The sequence below is a fragment of the Paenibacillus sp. MMS20-IR301 genome (assembly GCF_032302195.1).
Lineage (GTDB): Bacteria > Bacillota > Bacilli > Paenibacillales > Paenibacillaceae > Paenibacillus_AQ.
The window spans coordinates 2080062-2100242 of sequence record NZ_CP135275.1 but is presented as its reverse complement, the minus strand read 5'-3'; the positions used below and the strand labels follow the sequence as shown (position 1 = coordinate 2100242).

The following is a 20181-nucleotide window of genomic DNA, read 5'->3' as shown; positions in this document are numbered from 1 at the left end:
GTGGTAATATGTTTTTGGCTTTGCGGGAGATGAGGCATTCCAAAGCACGGTACAGTCTTATTATGGTGATTATGCTGCTGGTCTCGTTCCTGGTGCTGTTTGTGACTGGGCTGGCCAGGGGGCTGGCCTATGCGAATATCTCGGCACTGGAGAATATGCCTGCCCATTATTTTGCCGTCCAGAGTGATGCGGATCATGCATTCCGGCGCTCGCAGCTAAGCGGTACAGAGCTTGCGGCAGCCCGCGCAGTGGCCGGAGATGCCGGGGCAACTCTGCTCGGTGTACAGACAAGCACCATAACTGCTGCAGATAAGGATATGAAGGCAGACGTCACTTTTTTCGCGGTGGATATGGCGGGGATGCTGGCCCCGAAGGTTACGGAAGGTGCTGGCATTACCAATGAGGTGCAGGGCAGTGCTGTTGTTGATTCCAAGCTGGAAGAGTCGGGTGTTGTGCTGGGCAGTACCATTCGGGATCAGGCTTCGGGGATGAGCTGGATTGTTGCCGGTTTTGTGAAGGACAGCTCTTATAGCCACATTCCGGTCGTATACATCAACCAGCTTGACTGGCAGGCGATGAAGCAGGGAGCGGTTCAAGGCGGAGGCCAACCGGACAAGGCCAATGTTCCTTATAATGCAATTGCACTGGATGTATCGAAGGCTCAAGCGAACGAAATTGCCGGACAGCTGAATAATGTTGAGGTGATTACGCTTAAGCAGGCGATCGCAAGTGTTCCCGGTTATGCTGCTGAACAGAACTCCCTGCTGATGATGATCGCGTTCCTGTTCATTATTGCTGCAGTAGTGCTGGCGGTGTTCTTCTACGTCATTACGATTCAGAAGACCAGCCAGTTCGGCATCCTGAAGGCGATGGGCACCAAGATGTCCTATCTGGCCTGGAGTGTGGTCGGTCAAGTGCTGATGCTGTCGGTTGTGAGTCTGGCGCTGAGTCTGCTGCTTACGTTAGGCATGAACATGGGGCTGCCGGATACGATGCCCTTCCAACTGGATGGCAAGACGATGCTGCTGACCAGTCTGCTGTTCATCGGCATGTCGCTGCTGGGTTCACTGATATCTGTAGCAAGAGTAGCCAAGGTGGATGCCTTGGAAGCGATAGGGAGGACTGGAGCATGAGCGCCAAGCTGGTGATGAAGCAAGTAACCAAAACCTACGGGGACGGAGACGGGGCATTGACCGTACTGAAGAACCTTGATTTTACAGTGAATGAAGGTGAATTCGTAGCTGTACTAGGACCTTCCGGTTCCGGCAAAAGCACCTTCCTCTCCGCAGCCGGTGCGCTGCTGACCCCAACCAGCGGTGAAATTGTCATCGACGGCGAATCGCTCAGCGGCAAGGACAAGGGGGGCTTAACTGAGCTTCGTCTGCACAAGATCGGCTTCATGTTCCAGAGTGCCCAGCTGCTGCCATTCCTCAAAGTCGAGGAGCAGCTGCTCTATGTGGCCAAGCTGGCCAAGATTAGCACGAAGGAAGCTAAGGTTCGCGCGGCTTATCTGCTGAAACGCCTGGAAATCTGGGAGCGCCGCAACGTGTATCCCGAGCATCTGTCCGGCGGGGAGAAGCAGCGTGTCGCCATTGCCCGGGCCTGGATGAACAAACCGGCGATCCTGTTCGCGGATGAGCCGACGGCGAGTCTCGATTACAGCCGCGGCCGGGAAGTGGTGCGGATGATCGCGGATGAGGTCCGAAGCGAAGGTAAAGCTGCTGTCATGGTAACCCATGACGAGCGGATGCTGGAGTGGTGTGACCGGGTGCTCCATCTGGAGGATGGAGTGCTGGTGGGCTAACTTTGGAAGTGACGGGCAGCAGCGGGTACTGAGCAAAGCTGAGTTGAGCATGATAGCAGAGAAATGTGAACGGACTGAATCCTGGTGACGGGGTTCAGTTTTTTTGTTGTGGATTTAGCCAGTTGAGCGCGAAATTATGCCACTATGTACAGATGGAAGCCGGATTGAAGTAGACTAATAAGTGGACACGGCAAACCCAACCCATGGATAATAGAATAAATGCCAGAAGAGGTGAACGCCGTGTCAGAACGGAAGCGATATAACCGAAAGTTTAAAGAAGAAACGGTAAAGTACATCCAAGAACAACGGAAGTCCATGGATGAGATTGCCCTCGAGCTCAATATTCCAAAAGGAACACTGAAGGGTTGGATGAGCACGTACCGTCAGTTCCCCGATGAACCGTTTGTAGGCAGTGGCCGGCTGCGTAGCCAAGAACAACAGATTGTGGACCTCGAGCAAAAGAATAAGGATCTGGAAGAGGAGATCGCCATCTTAAAAAAAGCCATGCACATCTTCAGCAAAGACCGGAGCTAGGGTTTCAGTTTATTGAGGAACACCGTTCCATGTTCCGGATTGAGAAGATGTGCAGCGTACTTGGCGTCTCCCGCAGCGGCTACTATAAATGGCGAAAGACCCCTCCCAGTGACCGAAAGAAACGACAGGAGCAGTTGGTGAAGCGCATTGAGTACCACTTTTACGATAACGATAAAATCTATGGCAGTCCGAAAATCACCAAAAAGCTGCAAGAAGAAGGGTTTACGGTGGGTGAAAAAACCGTAGGCCGACTCATGCGGGCGCATAAGTTCCGTTCCGAAGCCATGAGAAAATTCAATGTCCAGACGACGGATTCCAACCATGATTTCCCGATTGCCCCCAACTGGCTAAACCAGCATTTTGATGTGTGTACCCAACCGAACCAGGTATGGGTAACGGATATTACCTACATCCGAACACGCCAAGGCACGGTCTATTTGGCAAGCGTATTAGACTTATTTACGCGTAAGATTGTAGGCTGGAAGCTAGGGAACCGGATGAAAGTGGAACTGGTATCTGGCGCGCTAGCGAGGGCCTACGAGGCTCAGCAGCCGGGGAAGGGACTGATCCACCATTCAGACCGGGGAAGCCAGTACGCCTCTGCAGACTACCGGAAAAAGCTGAAAGAGTACCATATGATTCGTAGCATGAGCCGCCGTGGAAACTGCTACGACAATGCTTGCATTGAATCGTTCCACAGCATTCTGAAACGGGAACTCATTTACCGCAGAAAGTTTGAGACGCAAAAAGAAGCTGAACACCAACTGTTTCAATACATTGAGTTCTTTTACAACCGGAAGCGAATCCACAGTAAACTGGGATACCTGTCTCCGGATCGCTTCGAATCCCTATACTACCGTAATCTAAAACTTGCAAAATGACCTGTTTTTCCGTGTCCACTCTATTGACAGAAGTACAGATGTGACGCTATCTGTATTGCTAACGGACATCACGGCCCTTATCAGCTCAAAATAGGCCTATTTGGCAGGCTTGCGGACATCACAGCCCTTATTCACCAGTTTTCACCTGATATCTCCGCTTTTCTTGTAAATTAACGGCGCTGATGTCCGTAAGGACCAGCACTTGAGTGTTATTCACAGGCTTAAGGTCTCCTATGTCCGTAACGCTGGATTAAAAATCATTATGTGAGCAATGGGTGGATATCTGGGAGAGCGCTCGCTCACTTCACAATAGCATCTACCGTGCTGAGCGGTATATTTCGTTGCTCCCGGGGCTGCCCGCAGGCCGGGGCTGCAAGGTATGCTTAAGCAGACCGTACTACAAGAGAGGTGTGGATTCTATGTTGCAATCAATCAGCCCGGCGGGAGCATGGTCGCCGGCGGCACTGGGCGGAGGCGGGTATATTACCGGCCTGCTTCAGCATCCGGCAGACAGCCGGATACTGTACGCCCGATGTGATGTAGCGGGTGTATTCCGCAGCAGGGACGGCGGGATGAGCTGGGAGAGCCTGAATAAGGGGATGACGGCAGCGTACCATCATCAGGTACAGAGCTTCGCTGTCAGCAGGTATCACCCGGAGGTGATGTTCCGCTGCTCCGGTGAAGTGCGGAGCCAGATCTTCTACGGCTCTGTACACAAATCGGCGGATGGCGGGAACAGCTGGTATGAGGTATGCGGGGGGATGGGGTTCTACGGCAACGGTCCGACGAGAATGTACGGTGAAGTAATTGCCGTAGACCCTTTCCATCCGGGGATTGTGGCCGCTGGCGGCTATACCGGCGGATTATGGATCAGCCGGGATGAGGGTGAGAGCTGGGAGCAGAGCAGCCTTCCGGAGGATCGCTTCGGCTGTGTGGCCTTTCACCCGGGCGTGAAAGGGGTGATCTACGCCGGAACGATCAGTGACGATGAGCTGAATATGGATTATGCCGATACGGGGAAGTATGGCATCCTGGGCCTGCTGCAGGACCGGCCCCGGGGCAAGGCGGGCAAGCTGTACATCAGCCGCGACTCCGGGCAGACGTGGGAGCTGCTGGCTCAAGGTCCCAGCTTCGCCGAGCTGGGCTTCGGCAGCCGGGATCCGCAGCGCATGCTTGCCGCCTGTATCTGGGGCGGCATTAGGTGCAGCGCGGACGGCGGGGTGTCCTGGCAGTCTGCCGGAGAAGGGCTGCTGCAGGGTGAACAGCGGTATGGCACCGTTGTTCAGGACGGGCATGATCCGCAGCGCTGGTACACTGCGCCGGATCTGCGGCCGCAGATGGCGGGTCTCCCGCCGGTTCCGCTATATGTGTCAGAGGATAGCGGGGCTAAGTGGCGGCTTCTTCATCATCATAAGGATGAGGATTTCAGCGGCTTCCCGGCATACATGGACGGCTTCTCCGGCGGCTCCCGCGCCTCGGCTGCCGGCTGGGCAATCTCCAAGATTATCGTGGACCGCTTCACTCCAGGCCGGCTCTATCTCTGCAATTGGTACGGGGTCGCGGTCAGCGAAGACGGCGGTTTCAGCTGGAAGGCCGGGGAGTTCCGCGGGCTTGAGACGACCTGCATGGAGGCCGTCGCCGCAGACAGGCATCAGCCCGGCAAGTTCTGCGTCACGATGGCTGATCATTCCCCGAAGGTGACAGAGGATGGCGGGCGGAGCTTCCGCAATTTGCCGGGACTGCGCGGCTATTCGGGAAGCTCGGCGGTCCTCCTGTCTGCCGCAGAGCCGGGCTTATATCTGTATGGCCTGATCGGCCATGACCGGAGTGCCTGCATTGCTGCTTGCCGCGATGGTGGGAGTAAGGCTGAGGCTGTGCTGGCCCTGGGCCCCGGGACGTTCATACAAGCACTGCGCGAGGATATCCGGCAGCCGGGAACCTATTATGCTTATGTGGATGGGGAGATCAGCGCCGGTGCCGGAATCTACCGTTCCCGGGATGGCGTAGCCGCTTGGGAACAGACCGGATTCAGCCCTCCGCACCATGTAACATCACTGCCGCACCGGAAGCGCTGGATAGAAGCGGAGCTGCTGTCTGTAGTTGTCTATCAGGTCAAGAATGCCTGCGGCTCCAACCAGCTGATGGATGCCAGCCCGCATAGGGCGGGGCAGCTGATGGCGGGTGAAGCCACTGAGGGGATTTGGCAGTCCTTGGACAGCGGTGACACCTGGGATAACATTGGCGGGGGGCTTCCGTTTCTGCAAAGGGGGCCCGCGTCGGTGCTGAACACCGTAGCATACTCCCCGAATCATCCGGACACAATCTATGCCGGCTTCATCTCGGAGGGGCTGTGGCGCAGCAGCGATGGCGGCCAAAGCTGGCACCGGCTGTTCCCCCCGGCCGGAGCTGCAGACGGCACTCCCTTCAATATCTCGGCCCTGGCGGTAGGCCGCGGAGAGCATGGCGAAGATCTGCTGCTCGCAGCCTCAGAGCCAATGGTCCGGACCGGCACGGAAGCAGCGCTTGTCTGGAGCCGGGACGGGGGAAGCAGCTGGGACAAGTGGGAGCATGAGGCGCTTGGGGCAGTCCGCTGGAAGGGAATTGCACTGGATGGTGAGGGCAGGCAGGTGCTTGGCGTCACCTGCGGCAATGGAGCTTACCGTGCGGTATTTAACCGTTAACCGTTGCAGTGTGGTGCCGGGAGCGAGATCGTTGTTTAAACACAATAATCGTTGCTGAAGAAGCTTGCCGGCCTGGTTGGCAAGCGCTTACATTTGATGGGCCGGACGATGAAATTATCGAATATAATCCGGTTATTATCAAATGGAGGTTTGAATAAAGTGGCTGCACGAACGAGCATGAAATGGTTGCATGTCTGCCTGGCCTTCGCTCTGTTTGCTGCATCAATCATTCTGCCGCCGCCGGTATCGCAGGCGGCTGGTGAGAATCTGCTTAGCAATCCCGGCTTTGAAGCGGGGGATGTATCTTGGGAGAAATGGGGGAGTCCGGTGGTGACAACCGCCGAGCACCATGGGGGCGCCAAGAGCCTTCAGGTGAAAAGGAATACAGGAGGCGCTTCAGCAGCTGTAGCGGTGCAGGAGGGAAAGACGTACCGCGTCGGCCTGTGGGTCAAATTTGCCGCCGGCGGAGTGACGAATGCTGTGATTGATCTGGATGCTTTCGGCCCGCAGCAGACGAAGGAATATCTCTATTTCTCGGGTTCAGGCCAGTGGGAATATAAGCAGCTGTTGTATACACCAGGCCCCGGGGTCCAGTATATCCGCTTCTCGTTCTGGAATAACACGGCCAGGGATTATTATATCGACGATGCACTGATCCGGGAGAACGTAGATATTGAACGGCCCACCACACCCGGCAGCTGGAAGGCAGAGCATGAGCCGGACTCGCTGAAGCTGTCCTGGGCAGGCTCGACGGATGATATGGCGGTAGAAGCATACCAGCTGTCCTACAAAAAAACAACGGATTCCGGCTGGAATACAGTGTCTGTCCCGCATCAGCAGACGGTCACATCGTATACCTATACTTTGCAGAACCTGGAGCCGTTCACAGTGTATGCTCTAATGCTTAGGTCCAAGGATACGGCTGGCAATACTTCAGATGCCTTGATGGGCCTGGAAGCAACGCCGGGGCAGAATCTGCTTGAGGGCGGGGATTTCGAGACAGGGGCTATTGAACCGTGGACCGGGAACGGAGCTGTACAGACGACCGTCTACGGAACGTATGCAGGCCAGTATGCGGCACAGCTGGCCGTCCATTCGGCAATAAGCAGCCCCGGGATACCCGTAACCGGGAAAGGGGATTACCTGGTCTCCTATTGGAGCAAATCTGCGGCGGTCCCGCCTGAAGCCTTGACGGTCAGCATAAGCGTGTATGCAGCGGATTCAGCAGCAGTGCTTCCGCTCAGTACGGATACCGGGTCTTCATGGACACGTTCAGAAACGCAGCTGAGTGCAGCGGATAGCGATGTCTATATGCAGATAACCGCAAGGAACGGGACAGGAGGTAACCAATTCTTGGATCAGGTCTTTGCCGGCAGGCTGCCGGAGCTTCCGGATGAGCTTGCTCCTGCGGCACCCGCCGGACTGAGGGTGAAGTCAGCAGACGGAGTGTCGGCAGAGCTGGAATGGCTGGCCTCCACCGGACCTTTTGGCGTCAGGAGTTATCAGATTTCCTACAAAAAGACTGCGGACACAGAATGGAGCCGGGTGACAGCACCCTATATCCCCGGACATTCCGTATACGCATACAACCTGGAAGGCCTTTCGCCTGAGAGTCTCTATGAGATTGAAGTAAGGGCGGTCAGCGAAGGGACTGCTGTCTCAGCGGCGGGTACGCTTCAGATGGCCACGGGCAAGATGTTTCCTGTAAATCCGGGGGCGTCGGAAGAAACGGCAGCACTGCTGGACCGGCTCTATGCTACAGTCGGCAATGCAGTCTATACAGGACAGCATAATTATTATGAAGAGCCTTCGCTGTGGTATGACACAGCTGCGGAGCTGAGCGGTTATTACCCGGCATTATGGGGTTCGGATTTCGCTTATTACACCGGTGGAGATTTCCCCGCCCTGCGCCAGGCGATGGTTGATGAGGCGGTTGTCAAGGGCAATGCGGGCAGCATTGTTACTTTAACGTACCATCAGCCCCGGCCGATGGATGTCGCCACCGCCGGCTGGGAGAGTGTCACGGGCGATGTGACTGAGGCCCAGATGACGGATATCGTCACACCGGGGACGGCGCTATATCATCAATGGGCGGCTCAGGTGGACGAAGTTGCCGGGTACCTGGCGCAGCTGCGGGAAGCAGGTATTCCGGTGCTGTGGCGGCCCTATCATGAGATGAATGCCGAATTCTTCTGGTGGGGTGCGCGGCCGGAGCTGTTCAGGCAGCTCTGGAACAATATGTTTGACCGCTTCACTAACCTGCACGGGCTGGATAATCTGATTTGGGTATGGAGCCCGAATGCCGAAAGCTCATGGGCGTATGATTCTGCACCGTATTATCCGGGCCATGCCGCTGTGGATGTGCTGGCGATGGATATATACAACAATGATTACCGCGATACCTATTACAATAAGCTCGTGCAGCTAAGCGGCGGCAGGCCGATAGCCATAGGCGAGAACGGTGAGCTGCCCGACATGGATATGCTGCGGGAGAAGCAGCCGCGTTATGTCTATTTCATGACCTGGTCAGGGTATTTGACCGATAAAAATTCACTTAGCGCCATTCAGTCCCTTTACAGCAACCCCCGGGCGCGCAATAACGGCGAAACGGGCAACGGCCCGTATGTGCCGCCGCCTGCCGACAGCTATCTCATTGATGACTTTGAACAGTACAGCGGCTCAGACAGCAGTCTGCGGTCCAAATGGCAGCGCAATGTCTCCGGCAATGCTGCCACTGTAACGCTGGACACCTATCACCTGAATAGCGGAACCTACGGCCTTAAACTGGACTACACCGTCGGCAATCCCGGCTATGCGGGATTCTACCGCAGCATGGGCAAGGAATGGCCGGGAATGGAAGCTATTTCGTTCTGGCTGCAGCCTGACGGCTCGAACCGGCAGCTTGCCGTCCAGTTTCACGAGACTAACGGGGAGGTGTGGGAAGCAAGCATCCCTGTTCAAGGCACCACACCGGTAATGGTAAGTATTCCGTTTACGGCGTTCCTGCGCCCCGGCTGGTCCACCGGCGGTAACGGTATCATTGATCTCGGTTCAATTAAGGAGTTCGCTTTCTATATCGCCCAGGGCAACGGGACACAAGGCAGCGGAACTCTGTATATCGATGACGTTAAAGCAGTGAAACTTCCGGAATAAGCGGAATCAAGTAATCCAATCTCCGTTGCTGGACCACATTTTTCGTTGGCCGCGCTACTGGTGGCTCCTTCCTGAAGACCATACAATGAAGAGGTAAAGCAAAGAAACAGGAAGGATGACAAACGTGGAAATTGAACGGAGACTGCCGGTCCGCAAGGCACGAAGTCGGGTATCCCGGCGGAGCAGCTGGATCAGGCAATGGGATCTGCAGCTGATGGTTGTGCCCGCCCTGATCTTCATCTTTATTTTCAGTTACCTGCCCATGTACGGAGTGCTGATGGCTTTCCAGGATTATCAGCTGTTTGGCGGATTCCTGCACAGCCCGTGGGTAGGGCTGAAACATTTCGAGGCTTTCTTTAATTCACCTGACTTCTGGAGAGTGATGCGCAATACGATGGTAATCAGCCTGCTGAAGCTCTTCCTCGGGTTCCCGGCACCGATTCTGCTGGCGCTGATGCTGAATGAGGTGCGGAGCATGCTGTTCAAACGGGTAGTCCAGACTGTAAGCTATCTGCCGCATTTTCTCTCCTGGGTAATCGTCGGCGGGTTCGTAGGATCAATGCTGTCGACTGATAATGGAAGCGTTAACATGCTGCTGATGAGCCTGCATCTCATCCCGGAGCCGATCAGCTTCCTGTCCGTGCCGGAATATTTCTGGGGCATTCTTGTCGGTACAGGGATGTGGAAGGAGATGGGGTTTGCAGCTATTGTCTACCTGGCAGCTATAGCGGGGATTGACCCGCATCTGTATGAAGCCGCAGCTATTGACGGGGCTGGCAGATTCAAGCAGATTCAGCTGATCACCCTGCCCTGCATCCGGCCGGTAATCATCATCTTCATGATTCTGGCGGTCGGCAATATCCTCAACGCCGGATTTGAGGATATTCTGATTCTGGCGACGAATCCGGTTCTGCGCGGTGTATCCGATGTAATCGACACCTATGTGTACCGGATGGGGATCCTGAATAACCGGTATTCCTACGCGGCGGCAGCGGGATTGTTCAAAGCGCTTGTCAGTGTGACACTTCTGGCTCTTGCGAATAGGGCTGCCAGGAAAATGGGCTCCAGCCTATGGTAAAGAGACTAATACCAAAAATCAGCTTCTGCCGGAAAGGGGAGTACAGGTTATGATGAAGCTGTCAACGGGAGATAAAGTACTGCAGCTGTTCATTTCTTTCATATTGATCCTGCTGGGCTTCGTCACCCTGTACCCCTTCTGGAATTCACTGGTCATTTCATTCAATATGGGCTCCGATACGTCACTCGGCGGCATTACCTTCTGGCCCCGGGTGCCGACACTGGATAACTATGAGGTCGTGTTCCGGGACAGCCGGATCGGGCAGGCCTTTCTGATCTCCATTCTGAGAACACTGGCCGGAACGGTCCTGTCCGTGCTGTTCACGGCGGTTCTGGCTTACGGGTTATCCCGGCATGAGCTGATCGGCCGCAAATTTTATATGGTCTTCTGCATTATTACGATGTACTTCAGCGGCGGCCTGATTCCAACCTTTCTGCTGCTGCGGGAATTCGGCATGATGGATACGTTTTGGGTTCTCGTAATTCCCGGATTAATCAGTGTATATAATATGATTATTTTCCGCACCTTCTTTCTCGGGCTGCCGGCCGGACTCGCAGAGTCGGCACGCATTGACGGCTGCAATCATATCGGTGTGCTGGTCCGCATCATCCTGCCGATCTCAGGTCCGGTCGTTGCCACACTGGCTTTGTTTACCGCCGTTTATCACTGGAATGACTGGTTCTCAGCCAGCATTTATATTAACAATCCTAATCTGATACCGATCCAGACATTGCTGAAGCAGATACTGAATTCCAATATTGTGACTGACCAGCTGCAGTCGCTCGGCAACGCGGCGGCCCAGGACCGGCTGGCACTGATACAATCCGTTACAACGAAGTCACTGATTATGGCTACAACGATGGTGGCGACACTGCCGATCATCATGGTATACCCGTTTTTACAGAAATATTTTGTCAAAGGCGTCCTTATCGGCTCATTGAAAGAGTAGCGCAGCATCCTTAACTTTGCCAGTAGAGAGGGGTACCCGATTTGAAACGGACCAAAAGCTTGGCGCAAATGGCGGTTGTCTTAAGTACAGTATTGCTGATAGCGGGCTGCGGTGGAGGGAATAACGTTGCTGTACAGAATACAGCTGAGCCGGATAAGCAGCCTGCGGCAACCGCGGCAGCAACAACAGCTGCAGCAGAGACTGCAACGGCAGAGCCTGCCGGCGGCAGCGGGAGCACGGTGAAGCCGGTAACCTTCAGTTATTACAGCAATTATGACTGGGATACAACGGAGCAGTGGGGCGCAGATTCAACCACCCGCTGGATTGCTGACACGCTGAAGGTTAAGGTAACACCTGTTCAATCGAGCGGTGCAGCCGAGACGAAATTCAGCACCATGATTGCTTCAGGCAGCCTGCCGGATGTCATTATGACGGACCGGGGGTCGAGCGTTGAACGGCTGCGCCAGGGCGGAATGCTGGTAGCCCTCGATGAATATCTTGATAAGTATCCGAATCTGAAAAATAACGCCGGGGAAGCCACGCTCGGCATGCTCCGCTCTGATGACGGCAAGCTGTATCAGTTCCCGAACTGGTATACATCCAGCCCGAACGGCAATGGCGGCTGGATCATCAACAAGAAGATTTACAAGGAGCTCGGCTCGCCGAAGCTGGAAACCTATGATGATCTGTATACCTACCTGAAGCTGGTAAAAGAAAAATACAGCGATGTTATCCCGCTTGAAGTTGGCGCCAAAGCCCGGGGCATTGATACGATGTACGGCGGATTCGCCGAGAATAAACCTTACTTGGCAAAGGCTAATCCGGTGGGCAGCGAATTGAAGTCGATTTTTGAAGATCAGGTCTTCATTGAGAATATGAAGTATGCGAGCAAGCTGTTCCGCGACAAGCTGATCTCGCAGGATGTGTTCACCCAGACCGGCGACCAGATCAACGAAAAGCTGAAAACAGGCCGGGTGGCCGTCTATGTGGACGGCGATGTGGTCAATCCGGGACGCGGAGCGGACGGTGCCCTCAAGGCAACTGATCCGGAAGCGGGCTATGAAATTATCTGGCCGATTCATAAGGCAGGGCTCGATGCGGCCAAGATTACCCCGAATAATTATAACTCCCTGGGCTGGAACGTGCTTGTGATTACCAGGAACGCGAAGGACCCTGAAGCAATCTTCTCCTATCTGGACTGGGTGACCAGCGATGAAGGGCAGCGGGTTACGAACTTCGGCCGGAAAGGGCTTTACTGGGATGAGACCGACAGTGACGGCGTACCTATTCTGAATGCAGCAGGACTTAATACAGAGCAGGCGAACAAAGACAAAGAAAGAATCGGCCGTTTCAACTGGGTAGGCAATACTACCTTTATCGACGGGACCAAAGCCAAGATGGATGCTCAGCTGCCTGCTGACAAGCAGAACTGGACAACGCTGGCCCAGCAGAAGGTAACCTGGAAGACTTCCAGGAACTTCACGGAATTCGTCAATCTCGATCCGCTGCCGGATTCAGAGGAAGGAACCATTGCTGCAGCCGTCAACGATATCTATCAGGAGGTATTTGCCAAGGCGCTGTATGCCAAGAGCGATGAAGAGGTGCTGAGCCTGCTTAACAAAGCCAACGAGGATGCGGACAAAGCAGGCTACGCCAAGCTGCTTAAGTTCCAGACGGAGCGGTGGCAGAGCAACCTCAGCAAAATGAAATAACGATAGAGTCAGCCGGAGGAGTGGGGTATACTGAAGCCAGGTATACCCCATAATTTGGGAACAGGCTGCCTTCCGCCTTATGGGAACCATATCTGCTTCTGCATGCTGCGGCAGGCAGGCACGAAGGATGGGATGGAATGTACAAGGTGCTGCTGGTGGATGATGAGCTGCTGGATCTGTCGGGCCTGGAGTGTTTCATGAACTGGGATGAGATGGACATGGAGGTGTGTGCAGCCGCAAGCAGCGGCTTCGAAGCGCTGGAAGTGCTGGAGACAGAGCAGGTGGATATTATTGTCACGGATATCAAGATGCCGATTATGACCGGGATGGAGCTGGCCAGAAGGGCGCTTGAGCTGAATCCGCAGCTGAAGATTGTTTTTGTCAGCGGCTATGAGGATTTCCAGTATGCGAAGCAAGCCATTTCCTTGAGTGCCTGCGGGTATGTGCTGAAGCCGGTCGATGATGATGATCTGCGCCGGACCCTGATGGATGTGAAGGGCAATTTGGATAAAGAACGGGCGCAAAGCCATCTGGAGCATTACTTCTCGGAGTCGGAGCCGCTTCTGAAGCGGGAATTGTTCATTCAGCTGCTGGATGGCGTGCCGGACGAGGGGAAGGCCATGCCGCTGCTGCGGCGGATGGGCATTCCCTGGCATTCTGCGACCCCGCTGTACACAGCGCTGCTCGAGCCGGATGACCTGGCTTGGAAGCTGAACGGTTATAGTGAAGCCGCCAGAGCTGAAATAGAGCAGCAGCTGAGCCTGTCTGTCGAACAGTTCTGCACGGGGCAGGAGATTCAGTTCTGCAGGCTGGACCCGTTCCATTACGCCTTGATTCTGGAGGAGCGGGTAGAGCATGAAGCGCTTAGGGAATTGATTATGTGTGCAGTCAGCGGGACACCGCTGTCAGTGACAGTGGGAGCCGGTCCGCTGGTGACGGGCCTCAAGGAGCTGCACTATTCTTTCCGCCGGGCGAAGGAGGCTGTAGAGCTCAAGCTGTTCCTCGGCAAGGGCAAGCTGATTCTGCATACCGACGCCAGAGGGCCGGTCACGGCCAGAGCGAAGGATCTCGATGACATTCTGCAGGCGTTATTTCAGGCCATGTCCTCCTACCGTCTGGTTGCAGTCGATGATTGTATGGAAGAGCTGTTCGTAGGGGTGGCGCATATGGAGACTAAGCTGGAGATTTACCAGCTGTTTCTTCATGTGGTAACGAAGCTGGATGCCTATTTGCATACGATTAACGAAGATTTCTACATGGCGCTGGGGCTGGACCGGAAGCGTCTTAGCATTCTCTATCATTTCGAGACCACTCAGGATATGAAATCCTGGCTGCGCCGCCGCATGTTCGAGCTGTCGGAGCATTTGCAGCGCAAGCGGCAAGGCAAGAAGCGCAAGCTGGTGCAGGAAATAACCGCATATATAGAAGAGAGGCTGGAGCAGAATGTGATGCTGCGCGATGCAGCGAATCATTTCTCCTTCTCGCCTAATCATCTGGGGCAAATTTTCTATGAAGAGACGGGAAGCTACTTTTCCGACTATGTTTCTTTAAGGCGGCTCGAGCGGGTGAAGCTGCTGCTGGGGGATCCGAAGCTTAAGGTCTATGAAGCCGCCCAGCAGGCCGGCTATAAGAATCTGTCCCACTTCAGCAAGCAATTCAAGGATTATTACGGGATCAGCCCGGGTGATTACAGGAGACATCTGTAGGATGCGGCGCAGGTTAAATATACCTTACGGATACAAGCTGGTACTGCCTTATGTGGTCTGCCTGCTGCTGGCTGTCGTCACAGTCGGGATGTTCGCCTACAGCCATTCCGTGAACTCGCTCAAACAGAAGACAAGAGAGAATATCCAAGGCACCCTGGGGCAGATCCGCGACAATATCACTTACCGGACGGATAATATTGAACGCATCTCGAACACGCTATATTATAACTTTAATCTGCAAAGCGCCCTGCGCCGCTACGATCAAGGCTGGTACAGCTATGAGACGATGACGAAGACGCTTATGCCGGCGCTGGAGAATCTGCTTAATTATACGGCAAGCAATGTAGGACTGGCGTTGTATCTGGAGAACGAATCCATTCCTGAGCTGTATTACAGTGATTATGGGACCAATCCGCTCCTTACGACAAAGCGCTATGAAATCTTTCATCTGCAGCGCATCCGGGATGAAGCCTGGTACCGGGAGTTTGTACTGCCGGAGGACAGCGGCGGCAAGGGAATATGGCGCCAGGTTCTGCGGGATGAAGCGAACGGGAATATCTCGCTGCTGCGGCGGATGGACGATATCCAGAAGCAGCGGGGCATCGGTCTGATCCGGGTGACGGTACAGATGCGGGATCTGCTGGATTCGGTCGATTACCGTAAAATCGGCGGATACGCGTCACTGGCCGTGACTGACGGCAGCGGAAGAATCATACTGGAATCTTCGCCGGAGGATGCAGCCGCAGACCCTGTGCGCACCTCAGGGAACCGGCTGCAGCTTGTCGAGCCGCTGGACAGCACCGGCTGGCTGCTGCAGGCTTATATTCCGAACAGCCTGTTCGATGAGAGTGCAGGCGAAGTTCGCCGGATGACCCTGCTGGTCTGCCTGATCAGCGCACTGGTTCTGGCGATTCTTGGCGTCTCCGTATCCAGTTACTTCACACGGCGGATTCAGAAGATTGTAGGGTCACTGAATGCTTTTCACGACGGGGATTTTCATAAACGGATTAAGTACAAAGGCAATGATGAGCTGGCTCAGATCGCAGTAGCCTTCAACCGGATGGGCAGCAGCATTGAAGAGCTGATTCATAAGAATTATGTAGCTGATCTGCAGAAAAAAGAGGCGGAGCTGGAATCGCTGCAAGCGCAGATTAACCCCCATTTTCTCTACAACACACTGTCCTCCATCAGCCGCCTGGCCCAGTTCGGAGATATCCCGAAGCTGCATACCCTTGTCCAGGAGCTGGCGAAGTTCTACCGGCTGTCCCTGAACCGGGGCGGAATTATGACTTCGGTGGGTAAGGAAATTGAGCATGCCAAAGCTTATATTGCCATCCAGGGCATTAAGTACGGCGAGCGTCTGTTAGTCTATTATGATATCGATCCCGGGGTGCTGGAATATACGACAGTTAAGCTGATTCTGCAGCCGATGATTGAAAATGTGCTGGAGCATGCCTGGTTCGGGGGCACCATCGGTATCAGGCTTGTGGCAGAGAAGCAGGGGGAGAAGATCGTGTTCAAGGTGATCGATAACGGCATAGGAATGAATCCGGATACAGTCCGGCAGATTCTGGCCCCTGACGGAGCCCGGATCGGCTATGGCATCCGCAATGTGGATTCACGGATTAAGCTGCATGGGGGCAGTGAATATGGTGTTATCATCGCCAGCCGGACCGGCATCGGTACCTGCGTACAGATTACCATTCCATGCCGGTTATGAAGGAGTGAGGAATCTCTTGAAAAGTATACAGGCTGGAAAATACGAGATTACGCTGGAAGGCAACACCGCGGATTTTCAAGCTCAGCTTCATGTGCATGACGGGGAGGAGGGCGTTGCTATTGTTACTTTAACACTAAGCTCACCGGTACCGGCGCTTCCGCCTGAATTATCGCTCCGCTGGAGCTGCAAGGCGGTAGATGTACAAGGCATCTGGCATCCCGCTGCGGAACGCAGCCGAAGTCTCCTTCCCGATTGGCGGGATGGTTTCCGCTCCAGAGCGACATTATCGGCGCCTGTGATCAGCCTGTATGGCAACAGGGGGAACAATCTCCTGACCTTTGCCTGCTCGGATGTGCTGAATCCGCTGGAGCTGGCAGCGGGGCTGAACGAAGAAACCTCCCGCTTTCAATGCTCCGTGGGGGTGTTCGCCGGATTTGCTTCTCCTTTAACGCGTTATGCGGCTATGGTCCGGCTGGACTCCCGCAATGTTCCCTATTATGAGGCACTGGATGGAACTGCGCAGTGGTGGGTAGGCCTGGAAGGCAATGAACCGGCGGCTGTCCCGGAGCTGGCGAAGGAACCGGTGTATTCCACCTGGTACAGCTTCCATCAGCAGCTTGCACCGGACAGAATCGTGGAGGAATGCCGGCTGGCAGCCGGGCTCGGCTGTCACACAGTCATCGTCGACGACGGCTGGCAGACCTCGGATGAAGCCCGCGGTTATGCCTATTGCGGGGATTGGAAGGCCAGCCCCGGGAAAATCGCGGACATGCGGGCACTTGTCACCCGTGTGCATGAGCTGGGCATGAAATTTATGCTCTGGTATGCGGTGCCGTTCATCGGCAAGCATAGTGAAGCCTGGCGGCAATTCCAGAATAAGCTGCTCTATTACAGTGACAGCTTCGGTGCGGGCGTTGCCGACCCGCGTTATCCGGAGGTACGGGAGTATCTGATTTCGTTATACGAACAGGCACTGCTGGATTGGGATCTGGATGGCTTCAAGCTCGACTTCGTGGACAGCTTCTATGCGGACGGGGAAGGAAGCGGCGGACCTGATCCCGGCTGGGATACAGACTCCGTTCCGGCGGCGGCCGATCTGCTGTTAAGCGGAGTGCTGGCCCGCCTGCGGCGGCTGAAGCCTGACATTATGATTGAGTTCCGGCAAAATTATACCGGACCGCTCATGCGCAAATACGGCAACATGTTCCGGGCTGCGGACTGTCCGAACGATGCCCTGCAGAACCGGCTGCATACGATTGACATCCGGCTGATCTGCGGGGATACGGCAGCGCATACCGACATGCTGATGTGGAACCCGGAGGAATCACCCGAATCTGCCGCATTGCAGATTATCAACGTACTGTTCGCAGTGCCGCAGATCTCTGTGCGGCTCGCAGCACTGCCGGAGCAGCATATGTTGATGCTCGCCTTCTGGCTGGCTTTCTGGCGGGAGCACAGGGAGGTGCTGCTGGAGGGCCGCCTTGAGCCGCTGCATCCGGAGCTGCTGTATCCGCTGGTTATCGCCCGGTCGGAGCGCAAATGGGTGTTTGCCGCTTATTATGATACGGTACTTCCTCTGACCGGTGAATGGCCGGAACAGGTGCTGGTCATTAACGGCACACTGTACACACGCCTGGTGCTCGAGCTGGACCGGGACCCGGGAGCGCTGCGGATAACTATCCGCGACTGCCGGGGAACAGAAGCAGCTGCGTACACCACCGTCTGGACCAAAGGGGTCTATGTCCTTGAAGTGCCGGCAGCCGGAGTAATTTCAATCCGCTCTGCGCGGGGCTAACCCGCGGGAGTCAGCCAAGCAGCTTGCTGATGAAGACCCGTGTTGCCAGCGTATCCGACGCATTCTTCGGACGGATCAGCCGGAAATCCCGTTCGGTCTGTGTGTGCCTGATTCTCAGCTCGGCCAGCTCCCCGCTGGCCAGCTCCTTGCGGACTATCCATCTGGACAGAAGGGACAGGCCAAGCCCGGCGCTTACGGCTTCCTTGACGCCTTGGCTGCTGTTGAAGACATAAGAGCGTTTGACCGTAATCCCCGATTCCTGTAAAAAGCGGTCGCTGAAGGCCCGTGTACCTGAGCCCTGCTCCCGCAATACCCAAACCTCGTTATGCAGCATGTGCTCCTCAACCGCAATATTCCCGCTTAACGGATGACCGGAGGGAGCGACCAGAATCATCTCGTCCTTCATATACGGGATAATCAGCAGGTCAGAGGCTGCGGTTGCTCCTTCAATGAAGCCGATATCGAGCTGGTTTGAACGTACAGCCGCTATAATCTCCTCCGTGTTGCCGATCGTAACCCCAATATTAACCAGCGGATACTGCTTGGCGAATTCAGCTAACCGGGCCGGCAGCACATATTCACCAATTGTGAAGCTGGCTCCGAGCTGCAGTGTACCGGTGACTTCGTCCTGCAGCAGCCGGATTTCCCGGCCTGCCTCATCATAATGCGCCAGCATCTGCTTCGCATGCCGGTATAGAATTGCTCCGGCTTCTGTGAGTACGACTTGCTTCGGCGAGCGGTGCAGCAGCTTCACGCCGAACTCGTTCTCCAGATTACGTATATGGAGGCTTACCCCGGGCTGGGAGAGATTGAGCAGCTCGCCTGCCTTGGAGAAATGCTGCTGTTCCACTACAGTGACGAATACACGGAATGCATCGGTAATCATAACAATCCCTCATTTATGTGATATGTAAATAACGATAGTGGCGAATAATTACTATTTTAACATAGTGAATTCGCCTTATCATAAGAAATCATAATGATTGAGATAGCAAACCCGTATTTCACAATCCGAACGCCTGCTTATATAGTGAAGTTATAAATAGCAGCCATATAGAAGCGGCAACGGACGGAGCGTGGACAGTTGATGAACGTAATTTCCCGGATGCACCAGGGGTTTCATAGATATGTTTATTTTGGTGGAGGGCTGGCGATTACACTTCTGCTGGCAGTGGCGGCCAAATATTTGGCGGTATTGCCGGTTCTCAGCATCATGGGGCAGCTGGTGCTGGCCATTCTGCTGGGCACAGCCTTAAGAGCGGTGGTAACTATTCCGGAGCAGGCGATGCCCGGTATCAGCTTCTCCGGCAAAAGACTGCTCAGGGCCGGAATCATCCTGCTGGGGCTAAGGCTAAATCTGGGGGATATTGTGCAGGCGGGCCCAAAAGTGCTGGCGATTGCCGCCATCAACCTTGTCTTCACCTTGTTCACTGTATACGGATTATCGCGCTGGCTGAGGATTGAGCGCAGACTGGGTCTGCTGACCGCTTGCGGTACCGCCATCTGCGGGGCTGCAGCCGTAGCGGCAATTGCGCCGCAGATTAAAGCGGCAGATCATGAAACGGCAGTGAGTGCAGCGGTTGTCGCGGTGCTGGGCACAGTTTTTACACTGGTCTATACAATTCTCTACCCGTACATGGGGCTAAGTGCTACAGGCTACGGCATCCTTGCCGGATCCACGCTGCATGAAGTAGCGCATGTTATTGCCGCCGCCGCACCTGCCGGACAGCAGGGGGCTGATCTGGCCATCCTTGTGAAGCTGACCCGGGTGGTGATGCTGGTTCCTGTGGCGCTGATTCTCGGTCTGTTGGAAACCCGGCGGGAGCGGAAGGTACAACGAAAGTTAGCGACAGCAGAGCACCCGTGGAATGAGGGAGGGCGGCAGCGCCAGAAGCTGCCCGTGCCCTGGTTCATCGGCGGCTTCCTGCTGATGAGCGGAATCAACACGCTGGGGCTGATACCCCCGAGTGTAGCAGCCGAGCTGATTACGCTGGCTTACCTGCTGCTGGCTATGGCTATGGCCGCACTGGGCCTTGGTATCCGGCTGAGAACGTTTGCCCGGATGGGCGTAAGGCCAATTATCGCCGGATTCGCCGGTTCAATCCTGTTAACGGTGCTGGGCTTCGGGCTGGTGCACTGGTTCGGGTTGTCCTAAGCAGTATGCAGCC

Annotated in this window: 14 protein-coding genes; 13 read left to right on the top strand and 1 reads right to left on the bottom strand. The window is 55.1% G+C overall.

Annotated features, from left to right (window positions below; translation table 11 throughout):
* Positions 1-8 precede the first annotated feature (8 nt).
* The 12 genes from LOS79_RS09220 (at position 9) to LOS79_RS09165 (ending at position 18013) form a co-directional block, all read left to right on the top strand.
* The gene (locus LOS79_RS09220; protein ID WP_315418486.1) at positions 9-1133 is read left to right on the top strand and encodes an ABC transporter permease; all 1125 of its coding nucleotides are present in this window, start codon (positions 9-11) and stop codon (positions 1131-1133) included.
* Positions 1130-1804, top strand: a complete 675-nt coding sequence (locus LOS79_RS09215; RefSeq protein WP_315418483.1) for an ABC transporter ATP-binding protein — start codon at positions 1130-1132, stop codon at positions 1802-1804. Before LOS79_RS09220 ends, LOS79_RS09215 begins: the two co-directional genes overlap by 4 nt.
* 219 nt (positions 1805-2023) lie before the next feature.
* Entirely contained in the window at positions 2024-2338 is a 315-nt protein-coding gene (locus LOS79_RS09210) for a transposase (RefSeq protein ID WP_315414133.1), read from the top strand.
* An 11-nt stretch (positions 2339-2349) separates the two neighbouring features.
* Positions 2350-3219, top strand: a complete 870-nt coding sequence (locus LOS79_RS09205) for an IS3 family transposase (RefSeq protein ID WP_315422104.1) — start codon at positions 2350-2352, stop codon at positions 3217-3219.
* A gap of 419 nt (positions 3220-3638) precedes the next feature.
* Positions 3639-5900 (top strand): WD40/YVTN/BNR-like repeat-containing protein, encoded by a 2262-nt coding sequence (locus LOS79_RS09200; protein WP_315418481.1) that lies wholly within the window; start codon positions 3639-3641, stop codon positions 5898-5900.
* Positions 5901-6077: 177 nt separating this feature from the next.
* The gene (locus tag LOS79_RS09195) at positions 6078-9053 is read left to right on the top strand and encodes a glycosyl hydrolase (protein ID WP_315418478.1); all 2976 of its coding nucleotides are present in this window, start codon (positions 6078-6080) and stop codon (positions 9051-9053) included.
* Between the two features lie 214 nt (positions 9054-9267).
* Positions 9268-10131: an ABC transporter permease gene (locus LOS79_RS09190; RefSeq protein ID WP_397386787.1), complete on the top strand. Its 864-nt coding sequence runs from the start codon at positions 9268-9270 to the stop codon at positions 10129-10131.
* Positions 10132-10180: 49 nt separating this feature from the next.
* On the top strand, positions 10181-11080 hold the full coding sequence (locus LOS79_RS09185) for a carbohydrate ABC transporter permease (RefSeq protein ID WP_315418470.1): 900 nt from the start codon (positions 10181-10183) through the stop codon (positions 11078-11080).
* 68 nt (positions 11081-11148) lie between these two features.
* On the top strand, positions 11149-12792 hold the full coding sequence (locus tag LOS79_RS09180) for an extracellular solute-binding protein (protein WP_397386786.1): 1644 nt from the start codon (positions 11149-11151) through the stop codon (positions 12790-12792).
* A 137-nt stretch (positions 12793-12929) separates the two neighbouring features.
* On the top strand, positions 12930-14498 hold the full coding sequence (locus tag LOS79_RS09175; protein ID WP_315418466.1) for a response regulator: 1569 nt from the start codon (positions 12930-12932) through the stop codon (positions 14496-14498).
* A 1-nt stretch (position 14499) separates the two neighbouring features.
* On the top strand, positions 14500-16218 hold the full coding sequence (locus LOS79_RS09170) for a cache domain-containing sensor histidine kinase (RefSeq protein WP_315418463.1): 1719 nt from the start codon (positions 14500-14502) through the stop codon (positions 16216-16218).
* A 16-nt stretch (positions 16219-16234) separates the two neighbouring features.
* Positions 16235-18013: a glycoside hydrolase family 36 protein gene (locus tag LOS79_RS09165; protein ID WP_315418460.1), complete on the top strand. Its 1779-nt coding sequence runs from the start codon at positions 16235-16237 to the stop codon at positions 18011-18013.
* A gap of 10 nt (positions 18014-18023) precedes the next feature.
* Here LOS79_RS09165 and LOS79_RS09160 read toward each other — a convergent pair whose 3' ends face one another.
* A complete protein-coding gene (locus LOS79_RS09160) occupies positions 18024-18899 on the bottom strand; it encodes a LysR family transcriptional regulator (protein ID WP_315418457.1) in 876 nt (291 codons plus the stop codon).
* 219 nt (positions 18900-19118) lie between these two features.
* Here LOS79_RS09160 and LOS79_RS09155 point away from each other — a divergent pair, with 219 nt between their 5' ends.
* The gene (locus LOS79_RS09155) at positions 19119-20168 is read left to right on the top strand and encodes a YeiH family protein (protein ID WP_397386785.1); all 1050 of its coding nucleotides are present in this window, start codon (positions 19119-19121) and stop codon (positions 20166-20168) included.
* Positions 20169-20181: the final 13 nt, after the last annotated feature.

Bases quoted from the DNA above. Each gene is read 5' to 3' on its own strand.
- LOS79_RS09155 (WP_397386785.1), top strand. From the start codon at position 19,119: ATGCACCAGGGGTTTCATAGATATGTTTATTTTGGTGGAGGGCTGGCG.
- LOS79_RS09210 (WP_315414133.1), top strand. From the start codon at position 2,024: ATGCCAGAAGAGGTGAACGCCGTGTCAGAACGGAAGCGATATAACCGA.
- LOS79_RS09170 (WP_315418463.1), top strand. From the start codon at position 14,500: ATGCGGCGCAGGTTAAATATACCTTACGGATACAAGCTGGTACTGCCT.
- LOS79_RS09190 (WP_397386787.1), top strand. From the start codon at position 9,268: ATGGTTGTGCCCGCCCTGATCTTCATCTTTATTTTCAGTTACCTGCCC.
- LOS79_RS09220 (WP_315418486.1), top strand. From the start codon at position 9: ATGTTTTTGGCTTTGCGGGAGATGAGGCATTCCAAAGCACGGTACAGT.
- LOS79_RS09160 (WP_315418457.1), bottom strand. From the start codon at position 18,899: ATGATTACCGATGCATTCCGTGTATTCGTCACTGTAGTGGAACAGCAG.
- LOS79_RS09180 (WP_397386786.1), top strand. From the start codon at position 11,149: ATGGCGGTTGTCTTAAGTACAGTATTGCTGATAGCGGGCTGCGGTGGA.
- LOS79_RS09195 (WP_315418478.1), top strand. From the start codon at position 6,078: ATGAAATGGTTGCATGTCTGCCTGGCCTTCGCTCTGTTTGCTGCATCA.
- LOS79_RS09215 (WP_315418483.1), top strand. From the start codon at position 1,130: ATGAGCGCCAAGCTGGTGATGAAGCAAGTAACCAAAACCTACGGGGAC.
- LOS79_RS09175 (WP_315418466.1), top strand. From the start codon at position 12,930: ATGTACAAGGTGCTGCTGGTGGATGATGAGCTGCTGGATCTGTCGGGC.
- LOS79_RS09200 (WP_315418481.1), top strand. From the start codon at position 3,639: ATGTTGCAATCAATCAGCCCGGCGGGAGCATGGTCGCCGGCGGCACTG.
- LOS79_RS09185 (WP_315418470.1), top strand. From the start codon at position 10,181: ATGATGAAGCTGTCAACGGGAGATAAAGTACTGCAGCTGTTCATTTCT.